17 protein-coding genes are annotated in these 17093 nt (G+C 47.0%); 2 read left to right on the plus strand and 15 right to left on the minus strand.

What is annotated here, in order from left to right; all coding sequences use genetic code 11:
• Nucleotides 1-62 precede the first annotated feature (62 nt).
• The 4 genes from K1X61_09350 to K1X61_09365 are packed head-to-tail and all read right to left on the minus strand — an operon-like array spanning nt 63 to nt 4181.
• On the minus strand, nt 63-1112 hold the full coding sequence (locus K1X61_09350) for a GNAT family N-acetyltransferase (protein MBX7108839.1): 1050 nt from the start codon (nt 1110-1112) through the stop codon (nt 63-65).
• Nucleotides 1109-1876 carry a class I SAM-dependent methyltransferase gene (locus K1X61_09355; protein MBX7108840.1) on the minus strand — a complete coding sequence of 256 codons (768 nt, stop codon included), beginning with the start codon at nt 1874-1876 and terminating at the stop codon, nt 1109-1111. Before K1X61_09355 ends, K1X61_09350 begins: the two co-directional genes overlap by 4 nt.
• A complete protein-coding gene (locus K1X61_09360; GenBank protein ID MBX7108841.1) occupies nt 1863-2852 on the minus strand; it encodes a polysaccharide deacetylase family protein in 990 nt (329 codons plus the stop codon). Before K1X61_09360 ends, K1X61_09355 begins: the two co-directional genes overlap by 14 nt.
• A 6-nt stretch (nt 2853-2858) precedes the next feature.
• Nucleotides 2859-4181 (minus strand): glycosyltransferase, encoded by a 1323-nt coding sequence (locus tag K1X61_09365; protein MBX7108842.1) that lies wholly within the window; start codon nt 4179-4181, stop codon nt 2859-2861.
• A 123-nt stretch (nt 4182-4304) separates the two neighbouring features.
• Here K1X61_09365 and K1X61_09370 point away from each other — a divergent pair, with 123 nt between their 5' ends.
• Entirely contained in the window at nt 4305-5579 is a 1275-nt protein-coding gene (locus K1X61_09370; protein ID MBX7108843.1) for a glycosyltransferase, read from the plus strand.
• Here the strand turns inward: K1X61_09370 and K1X61_09375 are convergent.
• Both K1X61_09375 and K1X61_09380 read right to left on the minus strand, forming a co-directional pair.
• Nucleotides 5569-6513, minus strand: a complete 945-nt coding sequence (locus K1X61_09375; GenBank protein ID MBX7108844.1) for a GNAT family N-acetyltransferase — start codon at nt 6511-6513, stop codon at nt 5569-5571. The two genes, K1X61_09370 and K1X61_09375, sit on opposite strands and share 11 nt — an antisense overlap.
• 75 nt (nt 6514-6588) lie before the next feature.
• Entirely contained in the window at nt 6589-7758 is a 1170-nt protein-coding gene (locus tag K1X61_09380) for a glycosyltransferase (GenBank protein MBX7108845.1), read from the minus strand.
• Nucleotides 7759-7843: 85 nt separating this feature from the next.
• Between K1X61_09380 and K1X61_09385 the strand changes: the two genes are divergently transcribed.
• Nucleotides 7844-8980 carry a hypothetical protein gene (locus tag K1X61_09385; GenBank protein ID MBX7108846.1) on the plus strand — a complete coding sequence of 379 codons (1137 nt, stop codon included), beginning with the start codon at nt 7844-7846 and terminating at the stop codon, nt 8978-8980.
• A gap of 74 nt (nt 8981-9054) precedes the next feature.
• Here K1X61_09385 and K1X61_09390 read toward each other — a convergent pair whose 3' ends face one another.
• From K1X61_09390 to K1X61_09430, 9 genes are all read right to left on the minus strand, one after another.
• A complete protein-coding gene (locus tag K1X61_09390; protein ID MBX7108847.1) occupies nt 9055-10062 on the minus strand; it encodes a glycosyltransferase in 1008 nt (335 codons plus the stop codon).
• Nucleotides 10062-11120, minus strand: a complete 1059-nt coding sequence (locus K1X61_09395; protein ID MBX7108848.1) for a DegT/DnrJ/EryC1/StrS family aminotransferase — start codon at nt 11118-11120, stop codon at nt 10062-10064. Before K1X61_09395 ends, K1X61_09390 begins: the two co-directional genes overlap by 1 nt.
• Before the next feature lie 94 nt (nt 11121-11214).
• Nucleotides 11215-11964, minus strand: a complete 750-nt coding sequence (locus tag K1X61_09400) for a class I SAM-dependent methyltransferase (GenBank protein ID MBX7108849.1) — start codon at nt 11962-11964, stop codon at nt 11215-11217.
• Between the two features lies 1 nt (nt 11965).
• Nucleotides 11966-12901: a GNAT family N-acetyltransferase gene (locus tag K1X61_09405; protein ID MBX7108850.1), complete on the minus strand. Its 936-nt coding sequence runs from the start codon at nt 12899-12901 to the stop codon at nt 11966-11968.
• On the minus strand, nt 12898-13317 hold the full coding sequence (locus tag K1X61_09410) for an FdtA/QdtA family cupin domain-containing protein (protein MBX7108851.1): 420 nt from the start codon (nt 13315-13317) through the stop codon (nt 12898-12900). The genes K1X61_09405 and K1X61_09410 overlap by 4 nt, the downstream gene beginning before the upstream one ends.
• A complete protein-coding gene (locus K1X61_09415; protein MBX7108852.1) occupies nt 13304-14200 on the minus strand; it encodes a sulfotransferase in 897 nt (298 codons plus the stop codon). Before K1X61_09415 ends, K1X61_09410 begins: the two co-directional genes overlap by 14 nt.
• Nucleotides 14190-15440, minus strand: coding sequence for an ABC transporter ATP-binding protein (locus K1X61_09420; GenBank protein MBX7108853.1), 1251 nt, complete (start codon nt 15438-15440; stop codon nt 14190-14192). Before K1X61_09420 ends, K1X61_09415 begins: the two co-directional genes overlap by 11 nt.
• A 112-nt stretch (nt 15441-15552) precedes the next feature.
• A complete protein-coding gene (locus K1X61_09425; protein ID MBX7108854.1) occupies nt 15553-16368 on the minus strand; it encodes an ABC transporter permease in 816 nt (271 codons plus the stop codon).
• A gap of 139 nt (nt 16369-16507) precedes the next feature.
• Nucleotides 16508-16996, minus strand: a complete 489-nt coding sequence (locus K1X61_09430) for an asparaginase (GenBank protein ID MBX7108855.1) — start codon at nt 16994-16996, stop codon at nt 16508-16510.
• Between the last annotated feature and the right edge of the window lie 97 nt (nt 16997-17093).

A 17093-nucleotide genomic window follows, 5' to 3' on the forward strand; every position in this document is an offset into this window, starting at 1 on the left:
CCTAATAAAGTTTTGTGCGAGTAATTTCAGCCGAACGCAATGCCGCAATCCGTCATACTGCATCATTGGCGCACCTTCCATTGCCGGAGGCGGTTTCTCCAGAGCACTGCTGTTTCTATACATCGTGATAGTACCGGGTTCAGGTCAAATACCAATTGCTCCGGATAATTCACTTCCTCTCCGCCGAATCCCATCTTGAAGCGATTGATATTGTGAAGTGATACTCCTTTCCTGCCGGCAATGGCAATACCGCCAAAGTCAAGCGTGCTGATTCGCGCCTGCCTGCATAATTCCATCACATGATAAAATGCCGTATAGAGTATGGGAATACTTCTTTTATAGCTGATGGTGGTTACACCGAGATAATAGTAAGCCGTGTTACCCTGGAAAATAATCACGATTCCGCCAACGGTACGGCCATCCATTACCGCCTGCAGCATGATGCCTTTTTTAAACAGTTGAATATAGCGGCCTACCGCAATAAAAAGCTTTCGTGCATCATCGTCATTCACCGGCAGTTTGCGGTGACGGTACATTTCAATATAAAGCTGAGCGAGCTGAAGCGCCTGTTCATCTGTTGTTGCCTCAAGGTAGCTGATCTGATGTTTCAATCCCTGCCGCACACTCTTTTGATGGTGATGGCTGAACGATTTCATGAGTTGTGCCGGCTCGTGGTCGAGTGCAAGCCACCAGCTTTTCCAGTTGAACAGGCGCGCAGACTGACGGAAAGAGATCAGCCTGCCGGTTTTTTCAACTGCTTCGCGGCCGCCATCACGATCGGGAACAGGAAGCTGAACGGTAAACCGCCACCAACCATTTTTTTTGAGCCAACGGGCCATGCCGGCAATAATTTGCGGCAGCTCCTCCTGATTAATTAATACCGGCCCGAAGGCAAGCTGAAGGGTTCGCAGACTTTTTATCTCTACTGCAGCATACGCCAGCAGGCTTCCCGTAGGATCGGTTACAGCCAGCAGTCTTTTGGGATGCGGATCGAGCTGCATCCAGTCGGGATCCTGGTAAAAGAAACGGTGAGGTGACTGATTAAATATTTTTTTTGCGGAAATAAAAAACGCTTCGGTCCAGCCGTCGAGCAGTTGATACTGATACATCATAGCTTATGTGCCTGGACAAATATCCAAGGAATAGCCGTATCCACCAACTGATGCGATTCAATCGTTTTACCTGATTTAAGATCCCACCATTGCATCAGTTCAAACCCTGCCTGGTGAAGGTCTTTCAGTTGCTTCTCCGGTAACAGGTAGAAGATGAGTGTGTGAAAGTTATCTGCACCATCGTACATGGAAAATATTTCCTTGCCCACATATTGACTCGGTGGCCCGTTCAGCTTATGCAGCATTTTTATGCGTTTCAGTTCCCATGGAATGGTGAAAGGACTGTTGGGCATCTGAAAAGAGTACAGGTTATACAGATGCCGTACATTATGAAATGAAAACAACAGTGTTCCACCCGGCTTCAGGACGCGCCTGAACTCAGCAAGAATGCGCGTCCGCCCTTCATAGTCCACGCAATCTATACCGTTAAAAGAGAAAAGTACAATGTCAAACTGATCATCCGGAAAGGCAGACAAATCCCTGGCATCCATCTCAAACAGTTCAACATTCTTCATCGACTTGTATTTGCGCTTGCAATAGCGGATCATGGCACCGGAATAATCTATACCGGTATAGTGTGCCACTTTAGGAGCAAAAGAATAGGTCGTCCGGCCGCCGCCGATGCCGACGTCCAGCATTTTCAAAGGCAAATTGCTTTTGCTTAATGTCTGCAGGAATTTTTTTTCAGGCGGAAACAGCCAGTGCCAGCCAAAGTACCTGGAAGAGATCTTTTGATTTTCATACACTTCTTTATTCTTGTCCATGTGCCACAGTTCTTTTTTTCAGCATCAGGTTGAATCCTTCCATCTTCAGCACATTCATGTTGATATCGCCGGCGGAAGGAGTAACCCTTGGAAACAATACGGGTAAGCCATGCATCTTTTCGGGATGGAAGAAAGCATCGCCTGCCGAAAATACATATTTGTAGCCGGCCTGTGCCGCATGATTCATCACTGCCTGATCATATTGCCCTGCCGGAAATGCGAAACAATGCACGGCATGTCCCAGCATTTTTTCAAGCGTCGTTTTTGATTCACTGATTTCCTGCGTCAATACCGCCGTACCTACTGCCGCATTTAAGATCACATGCGTCCAGCCATGCGATCCGATCTCTATGCCCGCTGTCTCACAGTATTTCAGATCCTGTTCGTTCATCATCTTCGGGTAATAAAGGTCGCCGGCACACGCAAGCTCCAGCTGCGACACGATATTTTCTGCCTGTTGCATAGGAAGATCTTTCAGCAGGAGCATGGCTTGCAGGGCAACTTTGGGTGCATTCTTTTCCATAACATCCATCGCATAGGGAATCATGAACTCCGACAGCGAAAATTTTTGCCGCGATTTTAAATGATCTTCCACCACGAGGTTAAGCCGGTAAGTCCAGTTGGGCTTATTATCAAGTACGGATGAAATCAGCACATGGTGCACTGCCGGCAAATTATTTTCCGCGAGGATGGGCAAAGCATTTTCCATGAAATCATAAAAGCCGTCATCAAACGTGATCATCAGTTTTGGTAATAATGTCTTTTCATTCCATTGCGCCGGCAGTATTACAGCATAATGTTTTTTACAATACAACATCAGTGACCGGAAGAGATCCACTTTCAGCGGTGCCCAAACATGATTCCGCTCATTGCTGATGCGATGCAGGCATAAAATGGTAATGGTTTCTTTTTTATTCACCCGGAGGAAGTGTGCTACTCCGCCAATCCGCAAAAGCATAGCGAGCATTTCTTTCATTGACTGTCAGCTGCCGGTGATTGTATGAATGATGGAAGCAAGCTTTTTTGCCTGGCTGCGGCGTGAAAAACTGTCGATAACAGCATCGTCAGGTGTAACAGATGAGCGGCCACTGAGATAATTGTTATACACTTCGGCTACTTTCCTGCCGCAGCTTTCGGCATCATTGGCAATGATTCCCAGTCCGGAACGGTTGAGTGTTTCTTCCAGCTCATCATAATCAGACGGACACAGCAACACCGGCTTCCGGAAGGCCAGGTAGTTAAACACTTTACTGGGTATCACACCTTTTACACCATGGTATCCAATGCTGAGGAGCAAATGCGAAGCATTCACAGTATCCATTACTTCCTGTTCACTCAGCCAGCCTGTAACCGTTACCGGAACATTCCATGCTGCGGCGCACTTCCTGATTCTTTCACCTTGCTGAAGATCGTACGCCGTGCCGACGAAAATAATTTCGATGTCGCGGGTATTTAATGCTGCCATCGCTTTAGCCATGCCCTCAAAAAATATTTCAATCTGCTGTTTCCAGTAAAGATTTCCGAGATAGCTGATGGTGAACTTTTTGCCGGTAGCCGGTTGCAGTTTTCCCAGGTCAATATCATGGCCATTGTAAATCACCTTTGCAGGACGCAATACATAGTTGGAAATTTTATCAACGAAGTAACGTGATACGGTGGTCACCATGCTGGCCGATGACAGCCATCGTTTCTCACTCCTGCTCTCAAAGAAAGAGAGGATGCGGTCTGGAAGGGATTTTTTCCCGGTGATGTGACTTTCAATGGTATAGTTGGATGTCCATGACGTGGTATTCCAGTCATCGCGGTAATCTGCTATCCACGGTTTGCCGGTTGCCTTGTGTAGTTTATGACAGATACTGAACAGGCCGAAGGGCATCGCGGAAGTGACTATGATTTTTATCGATGGGTCTTTCCGGATCAGTTCTCTTGCAAACGTGTAAAAATTGCGGTAGGCAAGTGCATGCGTGGTAAAGTTCTGGGCAATCAGTTCGAGGTAAGTCAATGCTTTTCTCAGCAAAACCATTCTTGATTCACCGTAACGGTTTAGCACCATGTCGCGGATGCCGCCTTTGAAGGGAAGGTAATACACCTCATACCCGTCTTCCACACGGTGCACAACCGAGTTACCTGTAGGCATGAACAAGTCATTCCTGTTTTTCAGCGGCCGGTCCCAGTTACGGGTGATGACGACAGGCCAAAGATCAAAATCATGCAGATGGCGTGCCCATGAAAAGGTGCGGTGGGCGCCGGGGAGATTGCATGGAAAAAAGAAATAAGAGAGGATCAGTACTTTCTGTTTTTGCATGATACTTCACCGTGACCGGCTGCTTTGCCCCCAGCAAGAATTTTGTGAAAGATAGTTGAAACTTAACTAAAATTACGCAGGGGAATTCCATCGTTCAGTTATCGCTTTCATCACTTCCATGCCATGCCTGAAGCAATCGCACCTGCCGTGCTTATCTGCATTACACACTCTTTTCCTTTCGACATTGGCGATGAGCACTTTGAAGATGAGTTAAAAGTGCTGAGTGAAAGAGGTGTGGAAGTGATCGTCGTGCCGCGTTCGGCGGTGAAAGAGCAAACACGGTTGTTGCCGCAACAGGTGAAGATCTTGTGGATTCCGTTCAGGCTTTCACTGGTGGCAAAATGGAAAGCGCTGTTACAACTTGACTGGAAGGTGTTGCGCGGGGAATTCAATTTCGTCAGGAAAAATTTTAGCCGTTGGCCTGCATTGGCGCTGCTGCGTAATATGTTTGGGTCGTTGCTGATAGCGACAGACCTCTGCAGCAAGCTCCGTCCTGTGGTAGATCGATATGCGTCGCAGGGTTATACCGTTCACCTGTATTCTTACTGGAATGATCTTTCCGCTGTTGCGCTTGCCTTGCTGAAGAGCAGGTTCCCGGTTGTCAATGCCTGTTCCCGGGCGCATGCTTTCGAGATCTATGATGAGCGGCATGCAGGCAATTATATTCCGTTTCAGCAGATCAAGTTCGATAAGCTGAACAGGATTTTTTTTATCTCTTCCTTCGGACTGAACTATATCCGGCAGCGTTTTCCCGCACTGCATTTTGAAAACTGCCGTCTTGCACGGCTCGGTTGTTTTGAAATGCCGGGCGCACCATATACAAAGCATGCAAGCTGTATCCGGATAATGAGCATCGGATACAACTATTCCGTCAAGCGGATTGAGCTACTGGCGGAATCACTGACTGCGGTTACCGGACTGGAAGTGCAATGGAAACATGTGGGAACCGCCATGCATGACAGGAGCCGTTATGAAAAACGGGTGAGGGAGCTGCTTTCCGTCAACAGCACGGTGCAGCTTCAGTTTACCGGAAATTTAAACCATCAGCAACTGGCGGAATTATATGCGTCAACTTCATTTGACCTGCTGCTCAACCTCAGCGCGCTGGAAGGTGTGCCGGTAAGCATGATGGAATGTATGTCTGCCGGCATTCCCGTGATGGCAACAGCCGTGGGAGGTGTTCCTGAAATTGTGAAAGACGGATTCAACGGCGTACTGTTGCCAGCCAATCCTTCGCCCCGCGAAGTAGCGGCAGCCCTGGAAAAATTTCATGCAAAGAGTGAAGCGGAGATCATGTCATTCCGGAAGCATGCGCATGATACCTGGCAGCAACAATACAATGCCGCTATCAATTATCCTGTATTTGCAAAAGAGCTGATGCCGGCTGTTAACGCCTGAACTGTTTACGCAATCCGGATTTCGCCGATTGCAACACAGAACTGATTTTAGACAACTCAAAAAATCCCTGCTGCAACGCGCCAAATGAACGGAAATAATTTTCCACTCCCCTGATCATCGATCCTTCAAAATCAAATTGCTTCACCGTGGATTTCAAATCATTAAAGCATTGCCAGAAAAGATGACTCATTACACCGGCATTACCAAAGTCATTGTTCTTTCCGCCAATAATATAATAGGCGCTCTGTTGATCCCAGGCAACCATGATACCTCCGGCAACAGTTCCGTGAGCATCTCTCGATAACCAGATATCGCCGGACTGGTGTTTACGGCATGCTGCGTAAATCCGTTGCAACAAGGCCGCGTCAAAGGGAATATCCATTGCCTTGCTTTTAAAGTTGGCGGCAAGCATTGCATAAAATGGCTGCACTGCACTGCTGCGCTCCACCGTAAACTGCTTTTCCGCTTTATGGATTTCTCTTTTCACTTTATCACTAAAATGTTTGCGCAGAGTTTCCGGTTGTGAAATATCGGGCAGCACATAAGTGTAGCGTGTTGTCTGATGGTAGCCTTTCCAATAAAACGGCAGCCAGTTCTGATAATGGTAATGCCAGCGCTGTAAAAAGAAATCGTGGGCAGGCAGCTGCAGGATAATTTGTTCCAGCAGTTGCATCTCTTTAGCGAGGCGCTCCTTGTAATCAACCTGTGGCAGTAAGAGATTCGGGCCAAGGAACTGCGTGAGCTTCGGCATGATGAGCTCTGTGCCCAGCAAGCTTTTCTTCATAACATAAGGCGCGGAAGCAATCAGCTTGCCGTCTTCCATGATCTCAATGGCATGCCAGGCGCCGGGCGCTACCGCATCCAGCCAGAACGGCTGATGAAAAAGCGGAACACTTAATTGGACTAAACGGTGATATGTTGCAGGTGTTTCCAATGTATCCTGATATTGAAGAAACAAAGATTGAAAATCAACTTGCCGCTAACGGTCGGCACTCACTTGCGGCGTTAATTAAGTGGTGTATGCAACAGCATTTGGTCTTCTGTACTTCAACTCATTCCGGTAAAGCACGGTAAGTTTGTCAACGTAATTACCGATGTCAAATTTCTCCGCACTTTCCCGGGCCCGGTTTGAAAACCCAATGTATGTGTTTTCATCTTTCGCAACATCCATTATTTTTTTTGCAAATAATTCGGGATCATGACTGCTTACCACGAAGCCGTTACTTCCGTCCTCCACGATGTTGCGGGTACCTTTGCCATCGAGGCTGATCACCGGCAACCCAACTGACAACGCTTCTGCCAATGCAAGCCCGAAGGGTTCGTTACTGGCTGCATGCACATAAATATCTGCCTGCTGTAAATAGGCCTCCACATCCTGTACCATGCCATGCAAATGAACGGCATTTTCCAGCTGATATTCTTTTACTTTCTTTTCCAGTTCATGCAACAGCGGGCCGTCACCGAGGAGATCAAGCTGAACCGGTATTCCTTTAGCACGAAGTTGCTGCACGACCAAAAGCAGAAATGCTTGGTTCTTGTTTTCATTCAAAGTGCCTGTACTAACTAACCTGATCAGTTGGCCGGAGGAGCCGTGTTGCTTGCTGCTGAATCTCTGCCGGTCGATTGCATTCGGCAGAAGGTGCACCATGCCGCTTTTGTCGTTTAAATTACGCTGAAGGTATCGCTTGATTTCATGCGAATTCGCGATAAACTGATTGTGGCAGGCCTTGTATCTTTTCCTGATATGCCTGCCGGTAACCAAACGTATTGCATGCTGGCGGCTTAGCCACTGCCCGGCCGAAAGCCGTTCATATTGCGTAGTGATTCCGTGAATGTGCGAGAAGTATGCTATATCCTTATACAGGTGTTCACGGCTCACCCAATCAGCATAAAACAGATGGGAATGAATGATATCGGGTTTTTGCTTCGTCATGATATGGTTCCAGTCTGCAAGGTCGCTCACTACATTCCATGGGAATTTCAGCACGACTGTGCTGCTGCACCGCACGATATTGATGTCACCGGTGGCTTCCGGAAAATCGTTCCGGTCATCAAACACGATCAGCACCGATTCGAAATCATTTCTTTTGTTCAGTTCACGGCAGATATCAAGGGTTAGTCGCTCAGCACCGCCGCGTTGCAGGTTATAAATGACATGCGCCACCCTGATTTTTTGCATGCGGCAAATTTGCACAATTTGCAAGAATGATTTTTATTGACTGCTATTGTTACGGCGTTTATACAGCGATTACCATCTTTGAACCATGATACAGGTGAGGTTTGAAACAAATGAATGGGTAAAGCGGCTTGCCAAAGCGGTCACCTTTACCCGCTATGTTTTATTACGGCCTGTTGTTGCATGGTTTAGCTATCACCTGTACTATCAGTTCCGTATCCGGGAAAAGCGGCACTCAAAAGCAGGGCTTCCGCTGAAAGACGGTATTGCATTTTGCCTCGTGGCAAGAGACGAGGCCTATACGATTGATGCATGCCTGCTTAGTATTGTTGGTTTTGCAGATCAGTTGATCGCCGTTGATAATGGCTCCACCGATGATACCTATGAAAGGATGCTTCGGTTCAGGGAACAGTACAGCGGTGTCATGGATATCACAGTGCTTCATCGTCCTGATCTCAATCTCCGTGACTGCCGGCAGCTATGTGTTGACCATGTGCAGCGAACCTGGTTTTTCCGCGGTGATGGTGATTTTTTATTGTTACCGGAATATAAGCGGCTGAAGAAAAATATTTTAAAAAGCAGAATGCCCGGTGCCATATCACTGAAGCTGATTGAGCTTTTCGGTGATGAACATCATGGCAACAGGTATGTCCGCTTCATACGACCGGGAGAATACTACCTGCGTTCGTTTGAAAGTGATGTGCGGTATGAAGAATTTTACGGCCGTATCGAACATGCCCGCATTCCGATCTACTACCGGCTGTCGCGTAATAAGACGGTAGGATTGATTCATGCTAATTTCTGTAAATCGAACAGGAGAATATTTTACCGCACCTGCTACCTCGACTACCGTGAATATGTAAACAAGCATAAACAAGGCGTGGAATTTTCATACTATGAGAGCAGGTGGCTTCAACATGTATTTCAATCAGCTGATCATAATGTCACCGAATACAGGATGGCGCGGCTGATCGCAGTTATGTGCGAACGGATCAATACGGCATATGAAGATGAGATTGCCAGGACCGGTATTGAAATATTCCAGTCTCCATACGTGGTGTTGTACAGGGATGACAAGCCCTTTTTACGGGTGCTGAAAAGTGAAGCGCATCAATACACTTCTACCTATATTTCCAAAATGGAAGATCCTGCCTGGTTGCCCGATGCCGATGAGTTTTATGCTGACTCATTGCGCACAGCATTTGATGTTAACGAGGTAAGTTAATGTTGCTTTGACGGGTTATGGAAAGTGCATGATGATGCATTACACGGTAATGATAACCTCATGCAGCATGAAGTTCAGTTTTTGAAATAGAGCCTGAACAGGTAAGCAATATCTCTTATGGAATAACCTGCTCTCTTCCTGAACAGGAAAAGTTTCGTCAGCTGCAGCAGATAGGGAAACAGCATCTTTTCTTTACGCAAGTAATCCGGTATATAACGGTCAAAGACGGAGTAGTGGAAGAGGTTAACCGGTCCTGTATCGCGCTTATCCTTCGACAGATGATAAGCCCGTTTCGCGGCAGCCTGATTTTTCAGAATAATTTTGTCAATCTTTTTTTGTTTACCAAGAAAAGGAGCAGTGCTTACAATATAATACAGCGGCAAGGTGAACACTCCTTCTTTCATAAAAAAATCAGTGTTGCTGCTGCTGATCCTGTTTTGTATCCGGTAAACGGTCAATGCTTCATCCAGCCATTTAAATTTGTACCGGTAAGAAAGCTTAAGCAGCATATCAAGATCTTCAAACACCATTGCTTCATTATATCCGCCGGCAGTACGGATGCAATCAGTTCTGTAGATGACCGACGGTGGAATAACCATGCTGCCATTGCTTAAGATTTCCGTAAACACAACTCCTTCCATCACATGATTATTTCGTTGGAAATGGCGCTTGGTGATGACGCTGTTTTCATCACAGAAGTCAACCGGTGTGTGAATCAAAGCATATTCATCGGGTAGTTTTTCAAATGCTGCCACCAGCTTCTCAAGACGGTTCACTTTCCAAAGGTCATCTCCCAAAGAGGAAAAATATTTACCGGTAGCATGACGCAAAGCTTCATTCAGGCTCTTGCAGATTCCCTGGTTCGCATCATGCCGGATAAACAGGCACTGAAAATTATTTTTCCTGATCCATTCGTCCACCACGTTTGCGGAATCATCAGCAGATCCGTCGTCAATCACAATATGTTGTATGGCATGCTGCGGGTACGATTGCTGCTGAACAGTTTGCAATGCTTCTATAACCCAGTGGCCTGAATTATAGATCAGTGTGCAGACAGAAACAACGGGAAGCTGACCAGCCATTAAAAAAACGCGTGAATGCTTTCACAAATGTAAGTGATTGCATCCTCGCCGAGTCCGGGATAAAGCGGAAGGCTGAGGCAAGTGTCGGCGATTTTTTCACTGACAGGGAAGTCACCTCTTTTATATCCGAGGTGTGAATATGCTTGCTGCAGATGAGGCGGAACGGGGTAATGCACGATCGTTTCAATATTTTTTTCCATCAGAAATTGCTGTAAGGCATCCCGCTTCTCCGTCCGGATTACAAAAAGGTGGCAGACATTAGCGGCTTCGGCACTTTGCGCCGGCAATATGATGGCCGCTTCATTTTTCAGTTGTTCAACATAGGATGCGGCGAGTTTAATTCTTTCGGCATTATCCTGCCGAAGGTGGCGCAGTCTCACCTGCAATATAGCGGCCTGCAGCTCATCCATACGGTTGTTATAGCCGATCACGGTGTTGATGTATTTTTTTTCTGATCCGTAATTGCGCAGCAAACGGATTTTTTTTGCCAGCGGTGCCGAATGTGTGGTAATGGCGCCGGCATCTCCTAAAGCGCCAAGGTTTTTGGTAGGATAAAAACTCGTTGCATTCACTTCACCGAATGTTCCTGTCATCCGCCCTTTACAATAAGCGCCATGCGCCTGCGCATTGTCTTCAATGACATACAAACCGTGCCGTTGTGCCACGTCAGCTATTGCATCCATTTCGCATGCGCGGCCATACAGATGAACCGGCATAATGGCTTTGGTCTTTGACGTGATCTTCTCTTCGATCTTACCCGGATCAATATTGTATGATGCCAGCGACGGTTCAACGGGCACCGGTCTTGCATTTACATGTGATATGGCGAGCAGCGTAGCGATGTAGGTGTTGGAAGGCACGATTACTTCATCGCCCTCACCGATTTCCAGTGCCAGCAGACAAAGGTGAAGGGCATCGAGGCCATTGCTGACTGCCACGCAATAGCCACCGCCACCGAATGCCGCATATTCCTGTTCAAAGTGCTCCACATTTTTGCCAAGTATATACCATCCGCCTTCAAGGGTTGCCTGCAAGGCAGCGCTGATTTCCGCAGCCATCGGGCGCAATGATAATGGCAGATTTTGAAATGGTACGTGCATCAGGAAAAAAGGGATAAAATGACAACCTGCAACGGTGGTATCATTTTGCTTGTTATGACAGTTTTATGTTCATGAAAATTTCTGATCCATGCAGCGGGAACTGATCGCCGAGGGCATACAGCCCGTCCAGTATTTGTTGGTTGATGATGTTATGCGTGAGCATTTGCTGCATCTGCTGATGCGTAAAAGGCTTCAGGAAAAAAGAACCACGGTCAATAACGGTAAATCCGTTTTTGATGACGAGCGATGACAGCTGTTCCATGTCAAAGGTATGGTGTTGTTGTAATTGCTGCTGAGCTTCGGAAACCGTAAACACGGAAGGAATCAGTCCTGCCGAAACGGCCAGCATCCTGTGAAAAGAATACGCATTCGGAACATTGATGTGAATGATGGTGGACGCAGAAGAAATCCGTGCAGCTGCTGCCAGTATTTTTTCAGGAAACTCCACTTCATGCAGCAAGCCGCCAATCACTACCAGGTCAAAGGCCGCTTCCGCATGCCGGGAATAAGATTCAAAGTCCGCTTGATGCAGTGTTATTTTCTTCTGTGTTGCTTGCGGCAGTTGCTCTCTGTGCTTCACGGCTTCGCGGTAAAACCCGTCAGCAGGTTCAACAACACAAAACCGTTCAAATGTTGGAATATCTGTAAAGAGGGGATGATTGCCTGAACCGACTTCCAGGATTGATTTTGGTGCCAGCCCTGCGATGATCTCCAATACCTTTTTCCGGCGGTAATAGGCCTGCACCGTTTCAAACTCATGCAAACGGTAAGCATTGAAATATTGATCGAGTTTGCGGCCCATTTCAGCTTTTGAAAGTGTAAAAATCATGTGCGACGGCCCGTCCGCCACATCGTTCTTTAAATGACATCAGCCCGTTATTCAGCTGCATGCCGTCGTTTTCCGCACAATTGCCGAGGTCAAGATATTGTTTGTGCGGATAGGCTTCATAAATCAGGTAGTCAATCACCAGGTCAATCGCACCGGTTTGCTCACCTTCATTATCTGCGGCAATATATTGCGCATGGGCAACTGTTGCTGTTTCATAAATAAGAATGCCGCCCAGCATGTGGCTGTTTCTAAAGGCAGCATACAACTTAATATTATCCGGAAAGGCGGCCGCCAGTTGCATCATCTCTTCAGCAGTATGAACAGGATCGCGGTTGAATTTTTTATTCGTGAGTGCTTTCACGATAGCCATATATCGCGGCAGGTCACGTGACCGCTGCACATGCAGGTTGTTTCTTTTTGCACGTTGCACTTCCTGCTCGCGGTCTCTGATGGAATCATTCAGCATGGCTATGTCTATCGTTGCCATCACATCGCGCCGTGTCAGCATGAACCCTCTTTTAAAAAGGCAGTGCAGATCTTCACCGGCGGGATACCGGTGATAGATATACGGTATTGTTTTGTAAACAATTTCCGAAATGCCACACTGCTGCGCATAGTTCAGTAAGGCATCAAAACAACGATCCATTTTTTCCTGCTTCATGCCGTTTCCGCTGAGAAACCCGCCATAAGTAAGTCCCTGGTGAGAGATAAAACTGTTTTCCAGCCGGTTCATCGCCACTACGGAAATGATCTTTTCTTTCTCTATAAAAAACAGGGAATGATCTTCAAAACGGTCCGCATGATAATCCATGTAATTCCGGTTAAACAGAAACGTGGCATTCTTGCTGCCTTCCACAAAGGCGTTCCACTCCTCGCTCATGCTGCTCTTATAGCGGACGATGCCGGTCATTCAGCATATTTTTTCACCAGTAATCGGAACTGCTCATAATCCCGTATATAATCTTCTTCCGCATATAATGCAGAACATAATGCCATCTGCACGGCATTGTGTGAGTATTGCAACACTGTCCAGGTAAGTGGCGGAACATAGAGTCCTGTATTCGGATTATCCAGCGTCCAGCTTGTTGTTTCACCTGCTATAGTTTCGGTGGTGATGTGAATACTGCCTGCTGCTGCAATCAATACCTGTTCATTTGCATAATGTGCATGATTGCCGCGGATAACGCTTTCAGGCGTGAAGTAAGTCCAGAAAAGCCGCTTGATAGGATACGATAGAAACTTCTCAAATTCAAACACTGAGATATAACCCTGCTCCAGCTGTCCGATCTTCTGAAATGTAATTAAGTGTGGTTTATCCAGCTTCATAAAAATCCGTCCAGGATGAGAAATCAATTTCTGTAATTTTTTTTAAATGAAGAAAGTCATCGGATAGCAATGAACGCAGCCACTTTCTTTCTTCCGCGGCAGCGATATAAGGAGGGGCATCAACCTTTATTTTTTTTGTGGTGGGGAAAGGTAAAACACCTGCTGCAATAATTTTCTTCCTGATTTGCGGCGGCAACAGTTTTTTGCCAAGCCTGGTGATGGTGCGTGGCCGTTCCGAATAGAAATAATCCTTCGTTTTATTTTCCGTTATGGGAGTGATGGCCTCCATCGCCGGCAGCTGAAGGAAGCGGAAACAACCGTTCAACGCCGGCAGCGGATTTTCTTCCAGTTGCTCTGCGAGTAGTATATGGCAGTTTTCTTTTCCGAATGCGGAAAAAAAATGCTGTATCCATTTTCCGTAACGGCTGAACTCGACATAACTTTTGTAGTAGAATTGTTGCATTGGTTGATCGGCATCAAAAGGTACGGAAAGGTCATCCGTAACTTCCTTCCTGAATGGTGGCAGTTGTTCACCTATGGTGCGTATCCAGTTATAGTGAGAGAGTATCCTGTCAACTGGATTTTTAAGCAGGAATATAAATTTAGGATCACGTATGTCAGACTGAATGCGTGTAATCGCTTTTACCGACAGGAAGTAAGTCGTGCTGGATTCGCCAAGATATTGTCCCTTAAAATTACCGGATGCATATCCCTGCAGGTATGCATCCCATCCTATACGGTAGTATTCATCCCTGGAGAAAAAGTGCGGCTCTTTTACCTGCATCATCGTAATGCCGGGATGCCGGCCGAGATAAAGGTGCAGTGAAGAAGTGCCGGATTTGCCGGCGCCCGGAACAAACAAATTGGGGAAGTCATGCTTCACGAACTTCCAGTTTAAATTCACAAAAGAATTTATCGCGCCCCCTTGTCTGTATCATGTTTGAATGAAAGTAATCGCCTTCTTCCACCGTCACGCTGAAGGCATCTTCCAATGCATCAATCATCCCTGCGCCACCATCGGCTTCAAACAAATACAAATCGCAGGAGTAGTCATCATCAGCGAGCTGGAGTCGTTCAATCGTCCAGATCACTTCTGCGTCGCCGCTGAGGCTGATCTTGCGGTTGTATAATCCGGAGGCAAGGCTCAGCAGCCTGTTGCCGGCACTATCCTTCAGCGACAGCGTGATATATGCCTGCACCGGATGCTGCTGTTGTTGCCGCAAAAATACATGGAAGCTGACGTTGCTGCCGGTTGTTATAGTATTCACCCTACGGTTGTCACTGTCTGAAATATAGTAATCAGAAAAAATGTAGGAAGACTTGCCGGTTTTGTTGGCGCGGTTCCGCAGCAACAGGTTTCCGTCAGCGGTATTCACGCTGCGGTGATATTGCTGAATGGCTTCTGCCGATGTGCCGTCGAAAACGATATTACCCTGCTCCAGTATCATGGCACGCCTGCAAAGCCGTGCAACGGCGCCCATATTGTGACTGACGAACAATACTGTTCTGCCATCCTGTTCGCTCACGGATTTCATTTTTCCCAGGCACTTCTTCTGAAACTCCGCGTCGCCCACAGCCAGCACTTCATCGATGATCAGGATCTCCGGCTCAAGATGCGCGGCCACGGCAAAAGCCAGCCTTACATACATTCCGCTGCTGTAACGCTTCACGGGAGTGTCGAGAAACTGCCCGATGCCTGCGAATGCCACGATCTCATCGAACTTGTTTTTTATCTCCTTCCGCTTCATGCCGAGAATGGCGCCGTTCATAAAAATATTTTCGCGACCGGTGAGTTCAGGATGAAATCCCGTGCCGACTTCCAGCAGTGATGAAACCCTTCCCTGTATCTCCACAGTTCCTTTTGTCGGAGCGGTTATACGGGATAATATTTTTAGTAAGGTGCTTTTACCTGCGCCGTTTTTACCAATGATGCCCATCACTTCGCCGGCATTTACCCGGAAGGAGACATCGTTGAGTGCCCTGAATTCCGTGGCTGCCAGCGTTTCATTTTTCATGAGCAAACTGTTGAAGCGGTCGTTTAGCGTTTCACGAAAACTCCCGCTGCGCCTGCGGCCAAGCCGGTAGAATTTGGAAATATGCTGAGCGATGATAACAGGTTGCATAGACAAAAGCAGTCAGGTGTTTTTCATTTGTTCTTATTCATGAACCAGGTTGTTCAGCAGCGGATTCGCAGCAGGCAGCTGAAAGTTGCTATGCCTTGATGGTATGGCTGGTTTAAATAACATCTGCGATCACCCGCTCTGTACGTTGAAAATAATACACACCGCTCAAAAGCAACACCACCATGATGGCACCGCTGTAAAGCAGGTAACTTGCTGCCGGCAGCGGTGTGCCAAGTACGGAATAACGAAATCCATCAATGATGCCGGCCATGGGGTTGAGGTAGTATAGATGCCTGTAAGCATCCGGGATTTGTGACGAAGGATAACCTACCGGAGAGAGGTATAATCCGATCTGCACAAGAAACGGAATGACATACTGCAGATCGCGGAAACGGATAGTGAGCGCACTGAACCAGATTCCCATCGCCATGGAAAACAGGATGACGGCCAGGATAACAACGGGAAGTGCGAACAGATTGCTGCCGGGCAGAAAGCGATACCAAAGCATCAGGATCATCAACAATAAAAACACGATGATGAAATCAATAAAGCCAACCAGTCCTTTGGAAACAGGAATAATCATCCGGGGGAAATAGATTTTTGTTACCAGTGCCTGTGCATTGATGATGGATTGCCCGGCCTGTGTAATTACATAGGAAAAATAAGACCAGGCCCACATGCCGGTAAGTGCAAAAACGGGATAAGGGACACTACCCGTTTCCACCTTCACTGCTTTGTTAAATACAAGAATAAAAATCAGGAGGGTCAGCACCGGCTGTATCAGTGCCCAGGCAATACCTAAAACGGTCTGCGCATACCGTACACGATAGTCGCGATAGGCCAGCATCCACAGCAAGTGACGGTAGTGAAAAATTTCTCTGAGTTGCGAAGCCAGCCCGGGCCGGCCCGCATCTATGATTGTTCTCATGGATAATTTCCGGGTTGTACGGTAAAGTTAGTTTTTAAATGTTTTGAGGAAGGCATCTTCCGGCATTGCAATGCCGGCCGGCGACATAGATGGTAAGTGTGCTTATTGATGAGCAACCAGCACGGTCTTTTTCAGCCTGTCAAAGGAGCTCTTCAAACATGCCGGTTTTTTTATTTTTCCGCACATTATTCCAGTTGAAGTACCGGCCATTCATGGCAACATATACGCCAAAAGGAAGCGCTTGTGCAAAGGCAAGCGCACTGCCCAGGTTGAAGAATCCGTCGGAGCTGCCGAACTTATAAGGTATCATGGCACCGGTAAGTACAATGGTTTTGGGCAGGCTTGCTTCACCCAGCACCCTCGCGGTAACAGCCATGGTGTCAGTGCCATGTGTTATCACAATTTTGTCTTCTTCACAACGGTCGCATAAATCAACTATAATCTTGCGTTGTATATCAGTCATCTCAAGGCTGTCAATCATCATAGCGGTTTTTACTTCCACTTTCACCGTACAACGACCCAGCTTCAGCATTTCCGGCAGGTGCGTTTCATTAAAATAGAGGGTGCCATTCAATTCATCGTATTCCTTGTCAAATGTTCCCCCTGTGATCAGGATTTTTATGCTCATAAAATGCGGTGGCGTTTTTGGTAAACGAATGTAACACTTTGAAACATAAGTGGCACAGGAAGCAGCAGGAGCGGAAGGTTAACCTGCTGTCGGCATC

The organism is Chitinophagales bacterium (genome assembly GCA_019694975.1).
Taxonomy (GTDB): Bacteria; Bacteroidota; Bacteroidia; order Chitinophagales; family UBA10324; genus JACCZZ01.